The organism is Yersinia sp. 2545 StPb PI, from assembly GCF_052217125.1.
Classification (GTDB): domain Bacteria; phylum Pseudomonadota; class Gammaproteobacteria; order Enterobacterales; family Enterobacteriaceae; genus Yersinia; species Yersinia enterocolitica_E.
The window spans coordinates 1,011,721-1,030,873 of sequence record NZ_JAZGPY010000001.1 but is presented as its reverse complement, the minus strand read 5'-3'; the positions used below and the strand labels follow the sequence as shown (position 1 = coordinate 1,030,873).

The window sequence follows — 19,153 nt, the reverse complement described above, 5'->3', positions numbered from 1 at the left end:
TCACTGATTTCCTTGGTTTGGCTTTTCATCGTTTAAATGCCAAAAATCATAAAAATTAAACCAATCGAGCGGCGCTAATAAACTGTAGTGCTCCAGGCGGGCGGCGTAACTCTCCACTGCCTGTTGCAATGCCGACTGACGATTTGCTCGCGGTAATATCAATGGATCGGCGAAAGGTTCAAAATAAACATGTAATCGGGCAGCAGATGCGGGATCAATAACACCTGATGGTGCAGCCTCCTTCCCCTGCCTACCGAGTTTTAAACCAAACATCAAAAACACCGGGCAGCGCAATGCCGCAGCTAACGCAAACGGCCCAACCGGGAAAGGTGCTGGGTGGCCTAAGAAGGTGCTCCAAATGACTCTTGGTTGGTTATCTCGTTGATAAGGGCTGACGGAGGTTCTATCACCAACAATCGCGACCCACTCCCCTTCATCCAGCTTCTGGCGCAATAAAATGGCAGTATCAGGTCCAATAGAGGTTACCTGGATAAGGTTAATCAGTGCGTGTGGGTTAATCTCCTGCATGACCTGATTAAAACGGGCAGCATGCTGGGTAAAGACCAATGCATTAACTTTTACACCAACAGATAGCTCAGCCAAAGCGCGACAAGATTCAATATCACCTAAATGCGATGCCAGAATTAGCGCCCCCTGACGGCTGGCGATTTGTGCCTCACAGCGCTCACGCCCAACCAAAACCACATCTTTACCCATCACTAAATCCCCTTGCCAGCTCGCCAGTTTATCGAGCATAGACTCACCAAACCGCATGAAATGGCGGAAGCTGTTTAAGGATGCCGGTAAGGGGTGATTTTGCTGTTTGGCGAAAGCCGTAAGGTGTTGTAAATAATGGTTTGATGCCTGGCGCTGACGATGTCCGGTAAGCCAAAAATAGCCAATAACAGGATATAACAACAGGTTAAAAGTTGTGCGCCCCAGAATTTTATAACTGCGTAACATCAAGCGCATCCCCCACAAACCATTGCGTTCTTTCGTCTGGGACCAATGGTGCTCGGGCTTTTGCATATTACGCTTTAGCAACGCAGGAATACGCGGCAACATGCCAAAAAATAGCCGGGTATGCATCCACGAAATACGTAAGTTGTCATGCAGCGCATCAAAATGTGAAATACCTTCTGCGGGATAGGTGACCTGTGTTGGCAAGAACCGGCTCTCAGTTCCCTGCCAATATAATCTCACCATCACCTCAGTATCAAAATCCATTCGCACACCCAATGGGTGCCGGGCAGCCAAAGCCTGTGTTTCGGCAATCGGATAAACGCGAAAACCACACATACTGTCTTTCAGCGACAAAGATAAAGTTTCGATCCATACCCAGAAGTGGGTGATATAGCGGCCATAAAGCCGCGCCTTCGGTACAGACTCATCGTAAACCGGTCGCCCTGAAATTAGATGATGGGGGTATTTTTCCGCCTCGCCCAGCATTATTGGAATATCAGATAATTGGTGCTGGCCATCAGCATCGACTTGTAGCGCATGGCTGTAACCCTGCTTTTGTGCCACGGTCAGTCCATTCAGAACGGCATGCCCTTTCCCCCGATTTTCGGGTTGTGTTATTAGCACCACCCACGGGTATTTCGCCGCCAGGCGTGTTAGCTCATTGGCAGTATCAACATCACTGCCATCATCAATTATCAGACACGGCAATTGATACATAGCCAACTGAGATAAAACACCCGCCATAGTCTCACCATGATTGAAACAAGGGATAACCACGCACGGCGCGAAAGTGGTTACTGACATAGAGATATTTTTCCACTACTGGCAGTTATTTCGCCATGGACAAGGTACTTAAACATCAGTTTATGATTTGTTCGTTGCCAATTAAGTACGAGAGTGACTTCATCATCAGGCATCAGTGGCCGCTGGAATTTTACGACATCGATACTTCTCACGACCGGCAACTGACCCAGTAACTGATTGGCGTAGTGCATAACCCAATTGATTTGTGCGACGCCGGGCAATATTGAACAGGTGGGGAAATGACCACTAAACCACAGTAAATCAGCAGGTAATAAGAGATCGATGCTGGCAAAGTGATCACCTGTTATTTGCTGACTGACGACGACGGGCAACATCATAAGAATAGCTCCTGTAAGCGGGCATAATCACGCTTCCCTTGTGGATTCAGCGGGATAACATCAATCACACGTAAACGACGAGGAACAGAGACCGGCTCAAGCCAGTGACGCAAAGTATTGCGTAAGCTTTGAGTAAAAGACCTCAATGATTCTGCTGCAAGTTGCTCTTTACCTGTGTCGGTCAATACCACAACAGCAGCAATGTTCACTCTTTCGTTTTGGCTTAAGACCAATACCGTCGCATCTGCAATTTCAGGAAGTGACATTAAGCGCTGTTCTATCTCTGTGAGTGAAACACGCTTCTCTTCTATTTTAACTATTCGATCTTTACGCCCCAGCAGATAAAAACGCTGCCGGTTATCGGATAGCTCTATAATATCGCTCATTGGTATACCTGTTGATTCAGGTATCAAGGCAGAGTAAACAGTGAAAGTATTGTCGCTGTTGATGTCCAAACTGACACCGGAGAAAAACTGCCATGCTTGTTCAGGTGCTGATTGGTGGCGATAAGCAATAACACCGGTTTCAGTGGCACCATAAATCTCTGTTGGCAATGTACCCAGTGTATTTAAAGTAGATTGCGCATCCTGATAACTGAGCGGCCCGCCCGCGGAAAATATCTGTCGACACAAAATCGGCGACAATTTTGTATCCATGCGCTTTAGAAATGCCGGACTGCTAATAAATATTGGTGAGCAAGATTCAGGTAGTGACTGAAGTTGTTCATGATAACCAATCAACTCAGCCTGAAAGGGAATACCCAGCGAGAGGGGTAAAAAGATACGAAAAGTCAGCCCGTATAAATGTTGATGAGACACCGACGCAACAATTAATGGGTTATTCTTTCTATCAAAGTGCCCTCCCCATTGAACAGCCAGCCAATGGCTTTCGGTATCCAAACTCGCAACAGATTTAACGACTGCTTTTGGAGCCCCCGTAGAACCCGAGGTGAAGAGGATTAATGACGCAGCAGAAGGCCAATCAGGTAATGGATGATAGGCAGTCTCACTAGAGGCATGGCTTGCGACTATAACGCTTGGACAGGCAAGATTCAGTAATTGATCCGTCAGCAGGCCATCAAACTCATGCAATTGCTCTTTGAGAACGGCCTCACGTGCATGGCCGAAAATTACCGGCGTTTTTTGGCAATACAGCGTAGCCAGCAGCGCAACAGTAAACCAATAGCTATTTTCAAAACATAATGCCCAGCGCTGATTGGGTAAAAAATTAATTTTATTAAATAGATAGGTAACATCGCACCTGAATTGACTCAAGGTTATGGTCTTTGCGCCACACATGGCGATAACCTGGTCATCATCCCGAGAATGATCCAACCAATTCGCCATGGGTAGATTTACTGCTGTTGAACCCTTTTCCTGATTATCCATTCCAGACCCATCAAAGAACCAATAAGTAAATAGCTCAAGCCACCGTTATATAAAGCCCATATATGCATATTGCCGTATAAACAGGTCGCCAGAGCAATAGTGCCATTTACTGCAAAAAATCCGCACCATACCTGTGTCACCTTTCGGGTATAAGCCACCGCTCGGGAAGATAATTCAGGCTCGGACAGCCTTGCCAATCTTTCAATGATGGGTGGGGGGCGAAATAAAGAATAGGAAAACAGCACCAGTAAAATGATGTTTACCGCGACAGGATAAAACAACAACCACTGCGCCTTGCCTAAACCCCAGCTTGCCAAAGACAGAATAATGCCAGCAAGCGCCAGCGCTTTACCTAACCAAAGTTGTTGCTTAATTTTGCTGCGCACGGCAAAGAGGCGCAATGTAAACATTAATAACAATATTGGCGCTAATACCTGCATTCCCCAGCGCGATAAACCAAACCATACCGCCAGTGGGTAGGCTGTAAGTGCAATAACGGTGAGGATTTTGAGCAAAACAGTCAGGCGACCAATGAATAAATTACGCTGATTAGCTGTCACCTGATTTCACCATTTACGACTTGGTGTTTAATAAATTATCGACGGCATCGACAATATCTTGAACCGTTCGAACGGATTTGAACATTTCCGGCATTATTTTTTTACCCGTCACTTTCTGCAAATGTACAACCAGATCGACAGCATCAATACTGTCTAGCTCTAACTCTTCATAAAGCCGTGATTCTGGTTTGATGTCAGCTTCATCAATTTCAAATAGCTTAACCAGAAGAGCTGTAATTTGCTGATAAATTTCTTGTTTTTCCATTATGACAATATCCTGTTAGTTACGCTGTTGAGAAATAAATTTCGCGAGCGTTTCTACCGAATAAAAGTGCTGACGCATATCTTCACTCTCAGCAGAGAGTACAACGCTATATCGGTTTTTGAGTGCTAATCCCAGTTCTAGCGCATCGATTGAATCTAAGCCTAAACCGTCACCAAATAATGCAGCCTGTGAGTCAATATCATCCACCGACATACCTTCCAGATTTAGGGCATCAATAATTAGCTGTTTAATCTCACAACTTAGTAATTCCATTAACTCTTTCTCTTAGATTCAGGCATTAATGCACAGGTTAAATGTTTAGTAAGTCGTCGTGCAGCAAGTGCTAACGATAAATCGCTATCTTGAATAAAGTCATTACTATTGATTTTATTTTGAACAATAATATTAAATTGAGGTTTTACCGGCGGTATATTATACCATTTTAGTTCTTTCGTCAGCATTGGTGGGTTGCAATCAATATATACTACGCGAATATCACACCCACTATGTAGCGCGATATTCGCCGCTCCTCGTTGCAAATTCAGTGCACAACCTGCGGTTGTTCTGGTCCCTTCAGGAAATATAAGGATACTTCCTCCTCGGCCTAAACGCGCTTTACAGTGTGCTAATAATTTATCTGATTCAGCATTAACTAAGTATCCTGCGGATTTAATCACACCGGAAACAAATATGTTATTTAACAACGCTTCTTTGACAATACAATCACATCTTGGCATGTGTGCTGCCAACAGCACATAATCTAATAAGCTAGGATGGTTAGCAACAATCAGACACCCCGAGTCCTCACAAAACAGCTCATTATTTTCTATTTGATAATCAAAAACACCCAGAAATTTAGCAATACGCAAGAACAGTTGAAAACTATAACGAATACTTTGCTGAGTGATCTGGTTACGCACTACTTCAGAGCGAACAATTAGGCGCAGAGAGGTAAACCATAGAATAGATAATAACAGCCCACCTAGGCCAAAAAGTGCAAAACAAAAACCGGTTGCAGCCACTCGCCATAACCGATTTAGCAAAGAAGAATGTTGGGGTGCAGTTTGTACTGCAAGAGAACTGTCCATCACTGACTCCAGTGCCAATTATTATGCTGGCCTTGTATAACGAAAGAACCCTTTTTGCTCAACCAATTACGTAAAAAACTAAGACCCTGAGGCAATTCAGAATTATTAACATCAATCTTAGAAATACGTTCACACTGTAAATCATCGCCGGTGGTTAACACTAATGCCAAGGCATAGGGCAACCCTATTGGAGAAGTCTGAGAATGATAAAAATCAGGCATTACTCCATCGAAATCGACCAATAACACACGCTCAGCGCCGCAAGCCAGCATCCCCATAGCTTCGACTATACCTTGTTGAAAACTATCTATGCCTGCGGCAAGAGACGTCACTGGCATGGTATTGCTCGCCATGATAGTTAACCAGCCGGAGGCAGTATTATGCACTGACATAGCAAAATCTGTTGGCGAAATATTCTGCTGCTGATGGAGGGATTGCAATATTTTATAAGTGCGCTCTAATTCCCCATGGCGACTGGTAAATATCGCCATATCAGCCGTGTCTTCCTCTAGTAACGAAAGCCCCGCTTCAACGGCTAGTCGGCTGCCTGTACTCATTCTTCTAGCGGACATCATAGGGATATGCGATGACTTGGGTAAATCCCCTTGCCATGTCGCCGAGAGTGCCTCCTCCTGTGCCCAGGCAAGCCAGTGCTCTTGCGACTCCATACCAGGAGCCAAAGCACGCCAGTTCAATACATTCAATGAATGAGCCACGATATCAGAACTTCCAGACAGCAAAGCGAGATAATTTATTCTATTTTTAGGTAAAAAGCATTTAAAAACTTTATCTATTATCTTTTGGTTTAATTATCGGCCATTCACATCGCATTTTTTAAAAAATTAAAAAGTAAAATATTTTATTTATCGGCATAGCTTCAACATTCTTTAGATAAAAACTCAATAAAAGTAATTATAATTTTAAAATAAAAAATGACGCAAAATAACAATATAAATTTTACATTTATTTAAAACAAAACAAACATAAGAATATTTGTGTATTAGAATAAGTCAGAGTATTTTATCTCTGCTATTTAGCATTCTTCCGTTACTCCTATCATGGGTTAACATGAAAATCATTAATTAATTGGATCATCATGAAACTATTAAAAGCACTCTTGGTCGGGTTGGTATCTATCACATTTATTGTTGGATGTGCAGGTACGACGCCTATCCAAAACGTTAACCAAACGATAATTGGTAGTCACACGACTTCAGAAGTACAAAAAGCGATTCTGGCTGGTGGGATAAACCGTGGTTGGGTAATGATACCTGGCGCTGAAGGCGTGATTAACGGGAAGTTAATAAATCGCGATCACACTGTTGAAATCCAAATTAATTACAATGCTAATAATTACCAAATCAAATATATTGGCAGTACTAACATGGATGCCAAAAATGGGAAAATACACTCAAAATATAATCGCTGGATCGCTAACTTGAATAAAGATATCCAGATTCAACTAAATCGCCTGTCAATATAAAAACATTATATAACAAATAGTTACCTTAATTTTATGCTCACCATTAAAGCTGAATAATGCTAAATGGTGAGCTATTACCTGAATTACGAGGACGTAAGCTTGCGCTACGGATATGATAAAGACCAAATTAGTGCTTTGGCGGCAATCACTGAAGCTCAGAAAATAGCTTTTGCCCCTATGCTATTTCAAGCTGCGCTTAACCTGAGAGAGTCAGGAATCTTAGCTGCATTAGATGAATCAGGTAAAGGTGGTATTACACTCGATGAGCTTCAGACTCATTGCACACTAAGCCGATATGCAATCAGCATCCTGCTAGACATGGGGCTTAGCGGTAATATCCTCTACCAACAGGAAAACCGATTTTATCTGGGCAAGGTCGGTCACTACTTATTGCATGATCAAATGACCCGCGTAAATATGGACTTCACTCAGGACGTTTGTTATCAGGGTTTATTCAATCTAAAAGAAGCACTAGAGACAGGAAAGCCAGCCGGATTATCCGTATTTGGTGAATGGCCTACTATTTACCCTGCACTAAGCGAGTTGCCGACTGCCGCACGTGAAAGTTGGTTCGCCTTTGATCATTTTTATTCCGATAATGCCTTTCAGCTTGCGCTAAAAGCTATTTTTGATCTTGAACCAAAACATATATATGACATTGGTGCAAATACTGGGAAGTGGGCTTTACAGTGTGCGGCCTATGACCCTGATGTGAAAATAACATTGCTGGATTTGCCACAACAGTTAGTCTTAGCTAACGAGAACGTCAAAAGCAAAGGCTATAGCGACCGTATCAGTACATATCCTGTGGATCTGTTATTAGCTGATCGATTGCCAGCAGAAGCAGACGTTTGGTGGATGAGTCAGTTTCTAGACTGCTTTAGTGAAGAACGAATCGTCCATATTCTTAAGCTTATTCATCATGCAATGAAGCCCGATAGTTACGTATGCATCATGGAGATATTTTGGGATAGGCAACAATTTGAAGCTGGTGCATTCAGTTTGAATGCCTCATCTCTTTATTTTACATGTATGGCTAACGGTAATAGCCGTTTTTATCATTCAGATACTTTTTACCAGTGCTTATCTACCGCTGGATTCTACGTTGAGAAAGATATTGATGGTCTTGGTATTGGGCATACATTATTAATTTGCCGTAAAGAACCCGCATAACATTAAGCCCTCTGTCTGAGGGCTTACCCCATCAAGAATCGATATTTCCTTATTCCTATAGGGTATCCAGGCTGCACTTAACCACACCATTCTATTCTATTCTATTCTGTTAAAAGTGTGGTAAATAACCCATTGAATTAAAATTATAAATAGCACAGAGAGCCAGATGGTGGAGTCGCAAACTGACAATAAGAGAGTTGTGGTTGGGTTTTGTCGCAGAAATATATCCAGCAGATCAACAATATATAAAAATTACAATGCAAAAAACCCTGAATCAGAGATCCAGGGTTTTGCAATAAGTGGCGGAACGGACGGGGCTCGAACCCGCGACCCCCTGCGTGACAGGCAGGTATTCTAACCAACTGAACTACCGCTCCACCGATTCTTTTACGCGTATCTTCCCGATACTTACCCTTGACAGGGCCAGCGCTCCGCGCTGTGCAAAACCGCTCTAAGCGATTTTGTCAGTTACCAGATGTCACTCTGGTAACTCGTGTTTGATGCCTGGCAGTGTCCTACTCTCGCATGGGGAGACCCCACACTACCATCGGCGCTACGGCGTTTCACTTCTGAGTTCGGCATGGGATCAGGTGGGACCACCGCGCTATGGCCGCCAGGCAAATTCTGTCTAAACTAACCCGCTATATGTCTCCACACAGCCAGCCAGCCCAATCTCGGAACTTCGCTGAAAATTTCTATCTCTCAAATCTAAAACACCTTTGGTGTTGTAAGGTTAAGCCTCACGGATCATTAGTACTGGTTAGCTCAATGCATCGCTGCACTTACACACCCAGCCTATCAACGTCATAGTCTTTAACGTTCCTTCAGGGGGCTTAAAGCCCCAGGGAAGACTCATCTCGAGGCAAGTTTCCCGCTTAGATGCTTTCAGCGGTTATCTCTTCCGAATTTAGCTACCGGGCAATGCCATTGGCATGACAACCCGAACACCAGTGATTCGTCCACTCCGGTCCTCTCGTACTAGGAGCAGCCCCTCTCAATCTTCCAACGCCCACGGCAGATAGGGACCGAACTGTCTCACGACGTTCTAAACCCAGCTCGCGTACCACTTTAAATGGCGAACAGCCATACCCTTGGGACCTACTTCAGCCCCAGGATGTGATGAGCCGACATCGAGGTGCCAAACACCGCCGTCGATATGAACTCTTGGGCGGTATCAGCCTGTTATCCCCGGAGTACCTTTTATCCGTTGAGCGATGGCCCTTCCATTCAGAACCACCGGATCACTAAGACCTACTTTCGTACCTGCTCGAGCCGTCACTCTCGCAGTCAAGCTAGCTTATGCCTTTGCACTAACCTCACGATGTCCGACCGTGATTAGCTAACCTTCGTGCTCCTCCGTTACTCTTTGGGAGGAGACCGCCCCAGTCAAACTACCCACCAGACACTGTCCTCACCCCGGATCACGGGGCCGAGTTAGAACATCAAACATTAAAGGGTGGTATTTCAAGGTTGGCTCCATGCAGACTGGCGTCCACACTTCGATGCCTCCCACCTATCCTACACATCAAGGCTCAATGTTCAGTGTCAAGCTATAGTAAAGGTTCACGGGGTCTTTCCGTCTTGCCGCGGGTACACTGCATCTTCACAGCGAGTTCAATTTCACTGAGTCTCGGGTGGAGACAGCCTGGCCATCATTACGCCATTCGTGCAGGTCGGAACTTACCCGACAAGGAATTTCGCTACCTTAGGACCGTTATAGTTACGGCCGCCGTTTACTGGGGCTTCGATCAAGAGCTTCGCCTTGCGGCTGACCCCATCAATTAACCTTCCAGCACCGGGCAGGCGTCACACCGTATACGTCCACTTTCGTGTTTGCACAGTGCTGTGTTTTTATTAAACAGTTGCAGCCAGCTGGTATCTGCGACTGGCTTCGGCGCCGGGAGCAAGTCCCATTACCTAATGCCAGCGTGCCTTCTCCCGAAGTTACGGCACCATTTTGCCTAGTTCCTTCACCCGAGTTCTCTCAAGCGCCTGAGTATTCTCTACCTGACCACCTGTGTCGGTTTGGGGTACGATTTAATGTTACCTGATGCTTAGAGGCTTTTCCTGGAAGCTTGGCATCAACTACTTCACCACCGTAGTGGCTCGTCATCACACCTCAGCGTTGATAAGCAACCGGATTTACCAAGTCGCTCCGCCTACATGCTTAAACCGGGACAACCGTCGCCCGGCTAGCCTAGCCTTCTCCGTCCCCCCTTCGCAGTAACACCAAGTACAGGAATATTAACCTGTTTCCCATCGACTACGCTTTTCAGCCTCGCCTTAGGGGTCGACTCACCCTGCCCCGATTAACGTTGGACAGGAACCCTTGGTCTTCCGGCGTGCGGGTTTTTCACCCGCATTATCGTTACTTATGTCAGCATTCGCACTTCTGATACCTCCAGCAACCCTCACAGGTCACCTTCAACGGCTTACAGAACGCTCCCCTACCCAACAACACCTAAGTGTCGCTGCCGCAGCTTCGGTGCATGGTTTAGCCCCGTTACATCTTCCGCGCAGGCCGACTCGACCAGTGAGCTATTACGCTTTCTTTAAATGATGGCTGCTTCTAAGCCAACATCCTGGCTGTCTATGCCTTCCCACATCGTTTCCCACTTAACCATGACTTTGGGACCTTAGCTGGCGGTCTGGGTTGTTTCCCTCTTCACGACGGACGTTAGCACCCGCCGTGTGTCTCCCGTGATAACATTCTTCGGTATTCGGAGTTTGCATCGGTTTGGTAAGTCGGGATGACCCCCTAGCCGAAACAGTGCTCTACCCCCGAAGATGAGTTCACGAGGCGCTACCTAAATAGCTTTCGGGGAGAACCAGCTATCTCCCGGTTTGATTGGCCTTTCACCCCCAGCCACAAGTCATCCGCTAATTTTTCAACATTAGTCGGTTCGGTCCTCCAGTTAGTGTTACCCAACCTTCAACCTGCCCATGGCTAGATCACCGGGTTTCGGGTCTATACCTTGCAACTAGACGCCCAGTTAAGACTCGGTTTCCCTACGGCTCCCCTATTCGGTTAACCTTGCTACAAAATATAAGTCGCTGACCCATTATACAAAAGGTACGCAGTCACCCAACAAAGTAGGCTCCCACTGCTTGTACGTACACGGTTTCAGGTTCTATTTCACTCCCCTCGCCGGGGTTCTTTTCGCCTTTCCCTCACGGTACTGGTTCACTATCGGTCAGTCAGGAGTATTTAGCCTTGGAGGATGGTCCCCCCATATTCAGACAGGATGTCACGTGTCCCGCCCTACTCATCGAGTTCACAGCAAGTGTGTTTTGGTGTACGGGACTATCACCCTGTACCGTGCGACTTTCCAGACGCTTCCACTAACACACAAACTGATTCAGACTCTGGGCTCTTCCCCGTTCGCTCGCCGCTACTGGGGGAATCTCGGTTGATTTCTTTTCCTCGGGGTACTTAGATGTTTCAGTTCCCCCGGTTCGCCTTGCATGGCTATGTATTCACCATGCAATAGTGCAACGAATTGCACTGGGTTTCCCCATTCGGGTATCGTCGGTTATAACGCTTCATATCAGCTTACCGACGCTTTTCGCAGATTAGCACGCCCTTCATCGCCTCTGACTGCCTAGGCATCCACCGTGTACGCTTAGTCGCTTAACCTCACAACCCAAAGGTGTTTTTCGTTATTGGTGTGGCTGTGAACACACTCTGCTATGTTGTGCAGTGCGCGCAATCCTCATGAACGTTAAGTTCACTCCGGTTGCTGTGCGCTGTACGCCTTGCTGAGTGTCTTCTCGCTCACACTGCAACAATGATTACCCATTGGCATTGCGATTATTTGAGAGACTCTAATACAGGTTAATCCTTACCTCAGTCATTCTACGGAGAGATAAGTTTCAGCTGTATTGTTTCAATTTTCAGCTTGTTCCAGATTGTTAAAGAGCAATATTTCACAACACACTGTGCCTTACGGCCGCAGTACGTTTTGAAATAGTTTTTTTATATGGTGGAGCTAAGCGGGATCGAACCGCTGACCTCCTGCGTGCAAGGCAGGCGCTCTCCCAGCTGAGCTATAGCCCCATATAAAAAGCAAAATACCTTATCGGCATAACTCATTCTCAGACAAGGCGCAGTCACGCGACGTTTATGGGTATAAACGAGTGTGTCTGTAACGCACTATGAGGATGAGTTGGTGGGTCTGAGTGGACTTGAACCACCGACCTCACCCTTATCAGGGGTGCGCTCTAACCACCTGAGCTACAGACCCAACAAGGTACTAAAGCCCGACTAATCTCTCAGTCCGGCCTTATTTGCTCGTTACTTTCTATCAGACAATCTGTGTGGACACTGCGCAATGCGTATCGTTAGGTAAGGAGGTGATCCAACCGCAGGTTCCCCTACGGTTACCTTGTTACGACTTCACCCCAGTCATGAATCACAAAGTGGTAAGCGCCCTCCCGAAGGTTAAGCTACCTACTTCTTTTGCAACCCACTCCCATGGTGTGACGGGCGGTGTGTACAAGGCCCGGGAACGTATTCACCGTAGCATTCTGATCTACGATTACTAGCGATTCCGACTTCATGGAGTCGAGTTGCAGACTCCAATCCGGACTACGACAGACTTTATGTGGTCCGCTTGCTCTCGCGAGTTCGCTTCACTTTGTATCTGCCATTGTAGCACGTGTGTAGCCCTACTCGTAAGGGCCATGATGACTTGACGTCATCCCCACCTTCCTCCGGTTTATCACCGGCAGTCTCCCTTGAGTTCCCACCATTACGTGCTGGCAACAAAGGATAAGGGTTGCGCTCGTTGCGGGACTTAACCCAACATTTCACAACACGAGCTGACGACAGCCATGCAGCACCTGTCTCACAGTTCCCGAAGGCACCGAAGCATCTCTGCTAAGTTCTGTGGATGTCAAGAGTAGGTAAGGTTCTTCGCGTTGCATCGAATTAAACCACATGCTCCACCGCTTGTGCGGGCCCCCGTCAATTCATTTGAGTTTTAACCTTGCGGCCGTACTCCCCAGGCGGTCGACTTAACGCGTTAGCTCCGGAAGCCACGCCTCAAGGGCACAACCTCCAAGTCGACATCGTTTACAGCGTGGACTACCAGGGTATCTAATCCTGTTTGCTCCCCACGCTTTCGCACCTGAGCGTCAGTCTTTGTCCAGGGGGCCGCCTTCGCCACCGGTATTCCTCCAGATCTCTACGCATTTCACCGCTACACCTGGAATTCTACCCCCCTCTACAAGACTCTAGCTTGCCAGTTTCAAATGCAGTTCCCACGTTAAGCGCGGGGATTTCACATCTGACTTAACAAACCGCCTGCGTGCGCTTTACGCCCAGTAATTCCGATTAACGCTTGCACCCTCCGTATTACCGCGGCTGCTGGCACGGAGTTAGCCGGTGCTTCTTCTGCGAGTAACGTCAATCAACCGTGCTATTAACACGATTGCCTTCCTCCTCGCTGAAAGTGCTTTACAACCCGAAGGCCTTCTTCACACACGCGGCATGGCTGCATCAGGCTTGCGCCCATTGTGCAATATTCCCCACTGCTGCCTCCCGTAGGAGTCTGGACCGTGTCTCAGTTCCAGTGTGGCTGGTCATCCTCTCAGACCAGCTAGGGATCGTCGCCTAGGTGAGCCATTACCCCACCTACTAGCTAATCCCATCTGGGCACATCCGATGGCGTGAGGCCCTAAGGTCCCCCACTTTGCTCTTGCGAGGTCATGCGGTATTAGCTACCGTTTCCAGTAGTTATCCCCCTCCATCAGGCAGTTTCCCAGACATTACTCACCCGTCCGCCGCTCGCCGGCAAAGTAGTAAACTACTTCCCGCTGCCGCTCGACTTGCATGTGTTAGGCCTGCCGCCAGCGTTCAATCTGAGCCATGATCAAACTCTTCAATTTAAGATTTGTTTGATTTGCTGCTAATAAAAGCAGCGATGCTCAAAGATTACTTTCTGCAAATAAGCATTCGAACCGAAGTTCAAATGTGTACTGCTTTGGTCACTCTTCAAGACTTTGATATTTCTTCTGCCTGCCGAAACAGGCTTCGATATCGTCTTGCGAGTGCCCACACAGATTGTCTGATAAATTGTTAAAGAGCGTTCGTTACCCGTTTGCCTTTCGGCGAATCTTACGGTAACGCGGGAGGCAGATAATACGCTTTCCCGCTACAGAGTCAACCACTTAATCAGTTAATTTCCTCTGTTCTTCCCAGCCACTCTGTGAAGTTGCTCACAGCGCCGTGTCGATGGATGCGCATTATAGGGAGCCGCCTCAGAATGGCAAGGGTTTATCTTAAAGTTTTTTCCAACTGCTGATTATTTGAACGCAAAGACTACTTATGACGCGTTTTTATCGCTTTTGGCAGGTCAGCCAGACTATTTAGCACCCAATCAGCTAGCGCCTCTCCTTCTGCGCTAACAGGCTTACCAGTGCGAACTAACACTTTAGTGCCGACATTAGCCGCTAATGCTGCCTGCATATCTTCAATTTTGTCACCAACCATATAAGAAGAAGCCATATCAATGTTCAATTCGCTTTGTGCTTGCAGTAACATGCCAGGCAGCGGTTTACGGCATTCACATGTTTCACTGAACTCCGCTACACTGCCATCGGGGTGATGCGGACAGAAGTAGATGCCGTCCAGGTCAACACCACGGTCAGCCAGAGACCAATCCATCCACTCGGTGAGACTTACAAATTGCTCTTCGGTAAACATACCGCGTGCAATACCTGATTGATTGGTTACCAATACCAAAGCGAAACCCATTTCTTTCAATTCACGACAAGCATCAATAACACCGTCTATAAACTGGAAGTTATCAATTTCGTGGACATAACCGTGATCAACATTAATTGTACCATCACGATCTAAAAATATTGCGGGGACGGGCTGAGTCACTTATCTGCTCCTGAGGGCTGTAAACCCCACTAGTATCGCATGTTTCATTACCGATTGAGAATGGAAGAGAATCGGTGTTGCCAGTTGACTTGGCCGTCTAGACGCCTTAACATCCAATCTATACTTTGGTTCCGCTGAAGTTTACTTTTTATCTAGCCACGGAAACGACGATAAAATAAGAATAATATGATTAAACTTTCTCACATCAGCAAAGTGTTCCAACAGGGTTCGCACACTATTACCGCACTTACAGACGTGAGTCTACACGTCCCTGCTGGACAAATTTATGGCGTTATCGGTGCATCAGGTGCGGGTAAAAGTACACTGATTCGCTGTGCCAATATGTTAGAGCGCCCTACCAGCGGCCAGGTTCTGGTTGATGGGCAAGATCTGACAACCTTATCTGAAGGTGAACTGACGCGCGCGCGTCGTCAAATCGGCATGATTTTTCAGCATTTCAATTTACTGTCATCTCGCACGGTGTATGGCAATATTGCGTTGCCTCTTGAGCTGGATAACACGTCACGCGCAGATATAAAGAAGAGAGTTACCGAACTGTTGGATCTGGTCGGTTTAGCGGATAAGCAAGATGCTTACCCGGCTAACTTGTCGGGCGGTCAGAAGCAGCGTGTTGCTATCGCGCGTGCTTTAGCCAGTAATCCAAAAGTCTTGTTGTGCGATGAAGCCACCAGCGCATTAGACCCGGCAACCACTCGTTCGATTCTGGAGCTACTTAAGGACATTAATCGTCGTCTGGGGCTGACTATTTTGCTTATTACTCATGAAATGGATGTGGTGAAACGCATCTGTGATCAGGTTGCTGTAATAAGTGAAGGCAAATTGATTGAGAAAGACAGTGTCAGTGAAGTGTTCTCGCATCCGAAAACTCCGCTGGCGCAACAATTTATCCAATCAACACTCCATTTGGATATTCCAGAAGATTACGCCCAGCGTATGACGCAGGAACCAACTGCAGATCGCGTTCCACTGCTGAAATTGGAGTTCACCGGTCAGTCCGTTGACGCACCACTCATTTCACAAGCGGTGCGCCGTTTCAATATTGATATCGGGATTCTCAGTTCGCAGATGGATTATGCCGGTGGCGTTAAGTTTGGTGTCATGTTAGCAGAGCTGCATGGCGACGATCAGGATGGCCTCGCTGCCATCAAGTTTTTGCAAGATCATCATGTAAAAGTAGAGGTTCTGGGTTATGTCTGAGGCAATGATGTGGTTAATGGGCCGAGGCGTCTGGGAAACTCTAATGATGACTTTTGTGTCTGGTTTCTTTGGCTTTGTGCTAGGGCTACCGGTTGGGGTGCTGCTGTATGTCACCCGCCCGGGGCAAATTATCGCTAACAATAAGATTTACCGCACCCTGTCTGGAGTTGTGAATATTTTCCGTTCCATACCTTTTATTATCTTATTGGTGTGGATGATTCCATTCACTCGAATTATTGTCGGTACATCGATTGGGTTACAGGCGGCGATTGTGCCACTAACGGTCGGTGCAGCCCCCTTTATTGCTCGTATGGTGGAGAATGCCCTACTAGAGATTCCATCTGGTTTGGTTGAGGCTGCCCGTGCGATGGGAGCGACCCCAATGCAAATTATTAAAAAGGTGTTGTTGCCCGAAGCCCTACCCGGCTTGGTGAATGCCGCCACTATTACATTAATTACCCTGGTCGGTTATTCCGCGATGGGTGGTGCAGTCGGTGCCGGTGGCTTAGGCCAGATCGGTTATCAGTATGGTTACATTGGCTATAACGCCACGGTAATGAATACTGTATTAGTATTATTAGTAATTTTGGTTTACCTGATTCAGTTCAGTGGCGATCGGATCGTAAAAGCCGTTACCCACAAATAGTTCTTAACACATCAATTACCCAAAGGAATTGATGTTGCAGGTAGGCGGCAAGCGAACATATCCCGATAAGCTTATTCAAGTAAGTGATTCGGGTAAGTGAAAGTTGCTAACAACCCTGCAGCGCCAAGTACCAAGGGTATAGCGACTGCCTCACACAGCGGCGCATCTTAACGAATGTCTATAGAGGAAGGGATATGTCTTTAAAATTCAAATCTATCGCGGCAGTCAGTGCACTGATTGGTACCTTGGCTCTGGTGGGTTGCGGCCCGGCAGAGAAAGATCCAAACCACATTAAAGTTGGTGTCATTGTGGGTGCCGAGCAACAAGTTGCTGAAGTTGCTCAAAAAGTGGCAAAAGACAAATATGGTCTGGATGTTGAACTGGTTACCTTTAACGACTATGTATTGCCAAACGAAGCATTGAGCAAAGGTGATATTGACCTGAATGCCTTCCAGCACAAGCCTTATCTGGATCAGCAAATTAAAGATCGTGGCTACAAGTTAGTGTCTGTGGGTAACTCATTCGTTTATCCAATTGCTGGTTACTCTAAGAAAATCAAGTCATTGGAAGAGTTACAACCGGGTTCTCAGGTCGCACTGCCAAATGACCCGACCAATCTGGGCCGTTCTCTGTTGCTGCTGCAAAAAGTGGGGCTGATTAAACTGAAAGACGGCGTTGGTCTGCTGCCAACCGTGTTGGATGTGGTTGAGAATCCTAAAAACCTGAAACTGGTTGAACTGGAAGCCCCTCAGTTACCACGTTCTTTGGATGACCAACAAATCGCCTTGGCGATTATCAATACCACCTACGCCAGCCAGATTGGCTTAACACCTGCTAAAGATGGCTTATTCGTGGAAGATAAAGAGTCACCTTACGTCAATCTGATCGTAGCCCGCGAAGACAATAAAGATGCGGAAAACGTGAAGAAATTCGTTCAGGCATATCAGTCTGATGAAGTTTACGATGCAGCAAACAAAGCATTCAACGGTGGTGCAGTAAAAGGCTGGTAAGTGTTAATTGGCTATTTTGCTGAATATGGCGTTAGCTAAAATCAGTGTTTGCTAAATATATTGCAAGACGGGCCATGGCCCGTCTTGTTATTTGCATCATAGATTGCTTCAATAGCGCCTCTTAAATAAAAAAGGCTGAGGAATCTCTATGCGTGCGTTACCTCTGTGTCTGTTAGCACTTTCGCTAACTGGATGCTCCATGCTTCAATCAAAGCCATCCACCACAGAAAGTCCGGTTAAGCAACCACCTCCGGTGACTAAACCCAGCCCAACGGCAGCCCCTCGTCCGGCACCGGTAAAACTTTATAAAAGTGCTGAAGAACTTGTTGGCAAGCCTTTCCGCGACTTAGGCGAAGTATCCGGTGAGTCTTGCCAATCTACCGTTCAAGACTCTCCAGCCAGTATCGCCACCGCCCGTAAGAGAATGCAGACCCGTGCTTCTTATATGAAAGCCAATGCGGTGCTGCTACACGGATGTGAAATACAAAGTGGCGTTCCTGGCTGCTATCAACAAGCGGTGTGCCAAGGTTCTGCACTGAACGTTTCATCAAAATGAGTGTATTTTCCTTCAATCAGATCGGGGTGATTCGCTCACCCTATAAAGAAAAGTTTGCGGTGCCAAGGCAGCCCGGTCTAATTGAAGATGGCGGTGGTGAGTTACAGTTAGTGGCTCCCTATAATCAGCCGGAAGCCGTGCGTGGGTTATCTGACTTCAGTCATGTATGGGTGATGTTCGTTTTCCATCAAACCATGGCGGGGGGTTGGCGTCCGACGGTTCGCCCGCCACGTTTAGGCGGTAATACACGGATGGGCGTATTTGCCACTCGCTCCACTTTCCGGCCAAATCCTATCGGCATGTCGTTGATTGAGCTGAAAGGGATACGTTGCCAGGGCGCAGAGGTGATTCTGGAGTTGGGTAGTCTGGATCTGGTTGATGGTACCCCGGTGATTGACATTAAACCCTATCTGCCTTTTGCAGAGAGCCAACCACTGGCGCGCGCTGGTTTTGCGCAGACAGCCCCAGATGCAGGTATGCCGGTGTGTTTCTCCGCCACCGCTGAGCAACAGTTAGTACAGCAGCAGACGCGTTATCCACATTTGCGGCGTTTTATCAGCCAGGTTTTGGCACAAGACCCCCGCCCAGCCTACCGTAAAGACGATAATGAAAGTCGTGAATACGCGGTTCTGTTGCTGGAATTTAATGTGCGTTGGCGGGTTATGGGCCAGCAAACAGAAGTGTTGTCGCTCGACCCACGCTAAATTTCAGCCAGTTCTCTTTTGACAACCCGTACTCGCTGGTAAACTAAATCACTTTTTACTTTTTGGAC

At 46.8% G+C, this 19,153-nt stretch carries 16 protein-coding genes, 3 tRNA genes and 3 rRNA genes; 7 read left to right on the top strand and 15 right to left on the bottom strand.

The window, feature by feature from the left end:
* The 8 genes from V1955_RS04510 to V1955_RS04475 are packed head-to-tail and all read right to left on the bottom strand — an operon-like array spanning position 1 to position 6,122.
* Entirely contained in the window at positions 1-1,767 is a 1,767-nt protein-coding gene (locus V1955_RS04510) for a glycosyltransferase family 2 protein (protein WP_372569526.1), read from the bottom strand.
* A complete protein-coding gene (locus tag V1955_RS04505; protein WP_372569527.1) occupies positions 1,758-2,105 on the bottom strand; it encodes an ApeI family dehydratase in 348 nt (115 codons plus the stop codon). Before V1955_RS04505 ends, V1955_RS04510 begins: the two co-directional genes overlap by 10 nt.
* Positions 2,102-3,451: an AMP-binding protein gene (locus V1955_RS04500; protein WP_442821419.1), complete on the bottom strand. Its 1,350-nt coding sequence runs from the start codon at positions 3,449-3,451 to the stop codon at positions 2,102-2,104. The genes V1955_RS04505 and V1955_RS04500 overlap by 4 nt, the downstream gene beginning before the upstream one ends.
* Before the next feature lie 8 nt (positions 3,452-3,459).
* A complete protein-coding gene (locus V1955_RS04495; protein WP_083162979.1) occupies positions 3,460-4,053 on the bottom strand; it encodes a hypothetical protein in 594 nt (197 codons plus the stop codon).
* 13 nt (positions 4,054-4,066) lie between these two features.
* Positions 4,067-4,318, bottom strand: a complete 252-nt coding sequence (locus tag V1955_RS04490) for an acyl carrier protein (protein WP_083162978.1) — start codon at positions 4,316-4,318, stop codon at positions 4,067-4,069.
* 15 nt (positions 4,319-4,333) lie between these two features.
* The gene (locus V1955_RS04485; protein WP_083162977.1) at positions 4,334-4,591 is read right to left on the bottom strand and encodes a phosphopantetheine-binding protein; all 258 of its coding nucleotides are present in this window, start codon (positions 4,589-4,591) and stop codon (positions 4,334-4,336) included.
* Positions 4,591-5,406, bottom strand: coding sequence for a lysophospholipid acyltransferase family protein (locus V1955_RS04480; protein WP_193784791.1), 816 nt, complete (start codon positions 5,404-5,406; stop codon positions 4,591-4,593). Before V1955_RS04480 ends, V1955_RS04485 begins: the two co-directional genes overlap by 1 nt.
* Positions 5,406-6,122: a beta-ketoacyl synthase chain length factor gene (locus V1955_RS04475; protein ID WP_083162976.1), complete on the bottom strand. Its 717-nt coding sequence runs from the start codon at positions 6,120-6,122 to the stop codon at positions 5,406-5,408. The genes V1955_RS04480 and V1955_RS04475 overlap by 1 nt, the downstream gene beginning before the upstream one ends.
* Positions 6,123-6,502: 380 nt before the next feature.
* Between V1955_RS04475 and V1955_RS04470 the strand changes: the two genes are divergently transcribed.
* Both V1955_RS04470 and V1955_RS04465 read left to right on the top strand, forming a co-directional pair.
* Complete coding sequence (locus tag V1955_RS04470) at positions 6,503-6,889, top strand: hypothetical protein (protein WP_083162974.1); 387 nt, start codon at positions 6,503-6,505, stop codon at positions 6,887-6,889.
* 63 nt (positions 6,890-6,952) lie between these two features.
* The gene (locus V1955_RS04465; RefSeq protein ID WP_372559750.1) at positions 6,953-8,062 is read left to right on the top strand and encodes a methyltransferase; all 1,110 of its coding nucleotides are present in this window, start codon (positions 6,953-6,955) and stop codon (positions 8,060-8,062) included.
* Positions 8,063-8,362: 300 nt separating this feature from the next.
* Here V1955_RS04465 and V1955_RS04460 read toward each other — a convergent pair.
* From V1955_RS04460 to gmhB, 7 genes are all read right to left on the bottom strand, one after another.
* Positions 8,363-8,439, bottom strand: a tRNA-Asp gene (locus tag V1955_RS04460).
* A gap of 125 nt (positions 8,440-8,564) precedes the next feature.
* A 5S ribosomal RNA gene (rrf, locus tag V1955_RS04455) occupies positions 8,565-8,680 on the bottom strand.
* A gap of 111 nt (positions 8,681-8,791) precedes the next feature.
* Positions 8,792-11,699 (bottom strand): 23S ribosomal RNA (locus tag V1955_RS04450).
* 344 nt (positions 11,700-12,043) lie between these two features.
* Positions 12,044-12,119: transfer RNA gene (locus V1955_RS04445), tRNA-Ala, on the bottom strand.
* Between the two features lie 110 nt (positions 12,120-12,229).
* Positions 12,230-12,306, bottom strand: a tRNA-Ile gene (locus V1955_RS04440).
* A 102-nt stretch (positions 12,307-12,408) separates the two neighbouring features.
* Positions 12,409-13,951, bottom strand: a 16S ribosomal RNA gene (locus V1955_RS04435).
* The 16S, 23S and 5S rRNA genes sit together here with 3 tRNA genes alongside, the layout of an rRNA operon.
* 433 nt (positions 13,952-14,384) lie before the next feature.
* Complete coding sequence (gene gmhB / locus V1955_RS04430) at positions 14,385-14,951, bottom strand: D-glycero-beta-D-manno-heptose 1,7-bisphosphate 7-phosphatase (RefSeq protein WP_083162970.1); 567 nt, start codon at positions 14,949-14,951, stop codon at positions 14,385-14,387.
* A 186-nt stretch (positions 14,952-15,137) separates the two neighbouring features.
* On the opposite strand from gmhB, the gene metN reads away from it, so the two are divergent.
* The 5 genes from metN (at position 15,138) to tsaA (ending at position 19,085) form a co-directional block, all read left to right on the top strand.
* A complete protein-coding gene (metN, locus tag V1955_RS04425; RefSeq protein WP_083162968.1) occupies positions 15,138-16,169 on the top strand; it encodes a methionine ABC transporter ATP-binding protein MetN in 1,032 nt (343 codons plus the stop codon).
* Positions 16,162-16,815: a methionine ABC transporter permease MetI gene (locus V1955_RS04420; RefSeq protein ID WP_442820581.1), complete on the top strand. Its 654-nt coding sequence runs from the start codon at positions 16,162-16,164 to the stop codon at positions 16,813-16,815. The genes metN and V1955_RS04420 overlap by 8 nt, the downstream gene beginning before the upstream one ends.
* Positions 16,816-17,009: 194 nt before the next feature.
* Entirely contained in the window at positions 17,010-17,825 is an 816-nt protein-coding gene (locus V1955_RS04415; protein ID WP_042569242.1) for a MetQ/NlpA family lipoprotein, read from the top strand.
* Between the two features lie 148 nt (positions 17,826-17,973).
* On the top strand, positions 17,974-18,381 hold the full coding sequence (gene rcsF / locus V1955_RS04410; RefSeq protein WP_083162966.1) for an Rcs stress response system protein RcsF: 408 nt from the start codon (positions 17,974-17,976) through the stop codon (positions 18,379-18,381).
* Entirely contained in the window at positions 18,378-19,085 is a 708-nt protein-coding gene (gene tsaA, locus V1955_RS04405; RefSeq protein WP_083162964.1) for a tRNA (N6-threonylcarbamoyladenosine(37)-N6)-methyltransferase TrmO, read from the top strand. The genes rcsF and tsaA overlap by 4 nt, the downstream gene beginning before the upstream one ends.
* Positions 19,086-19,153 lie beyond the last annotated feature (68 nt).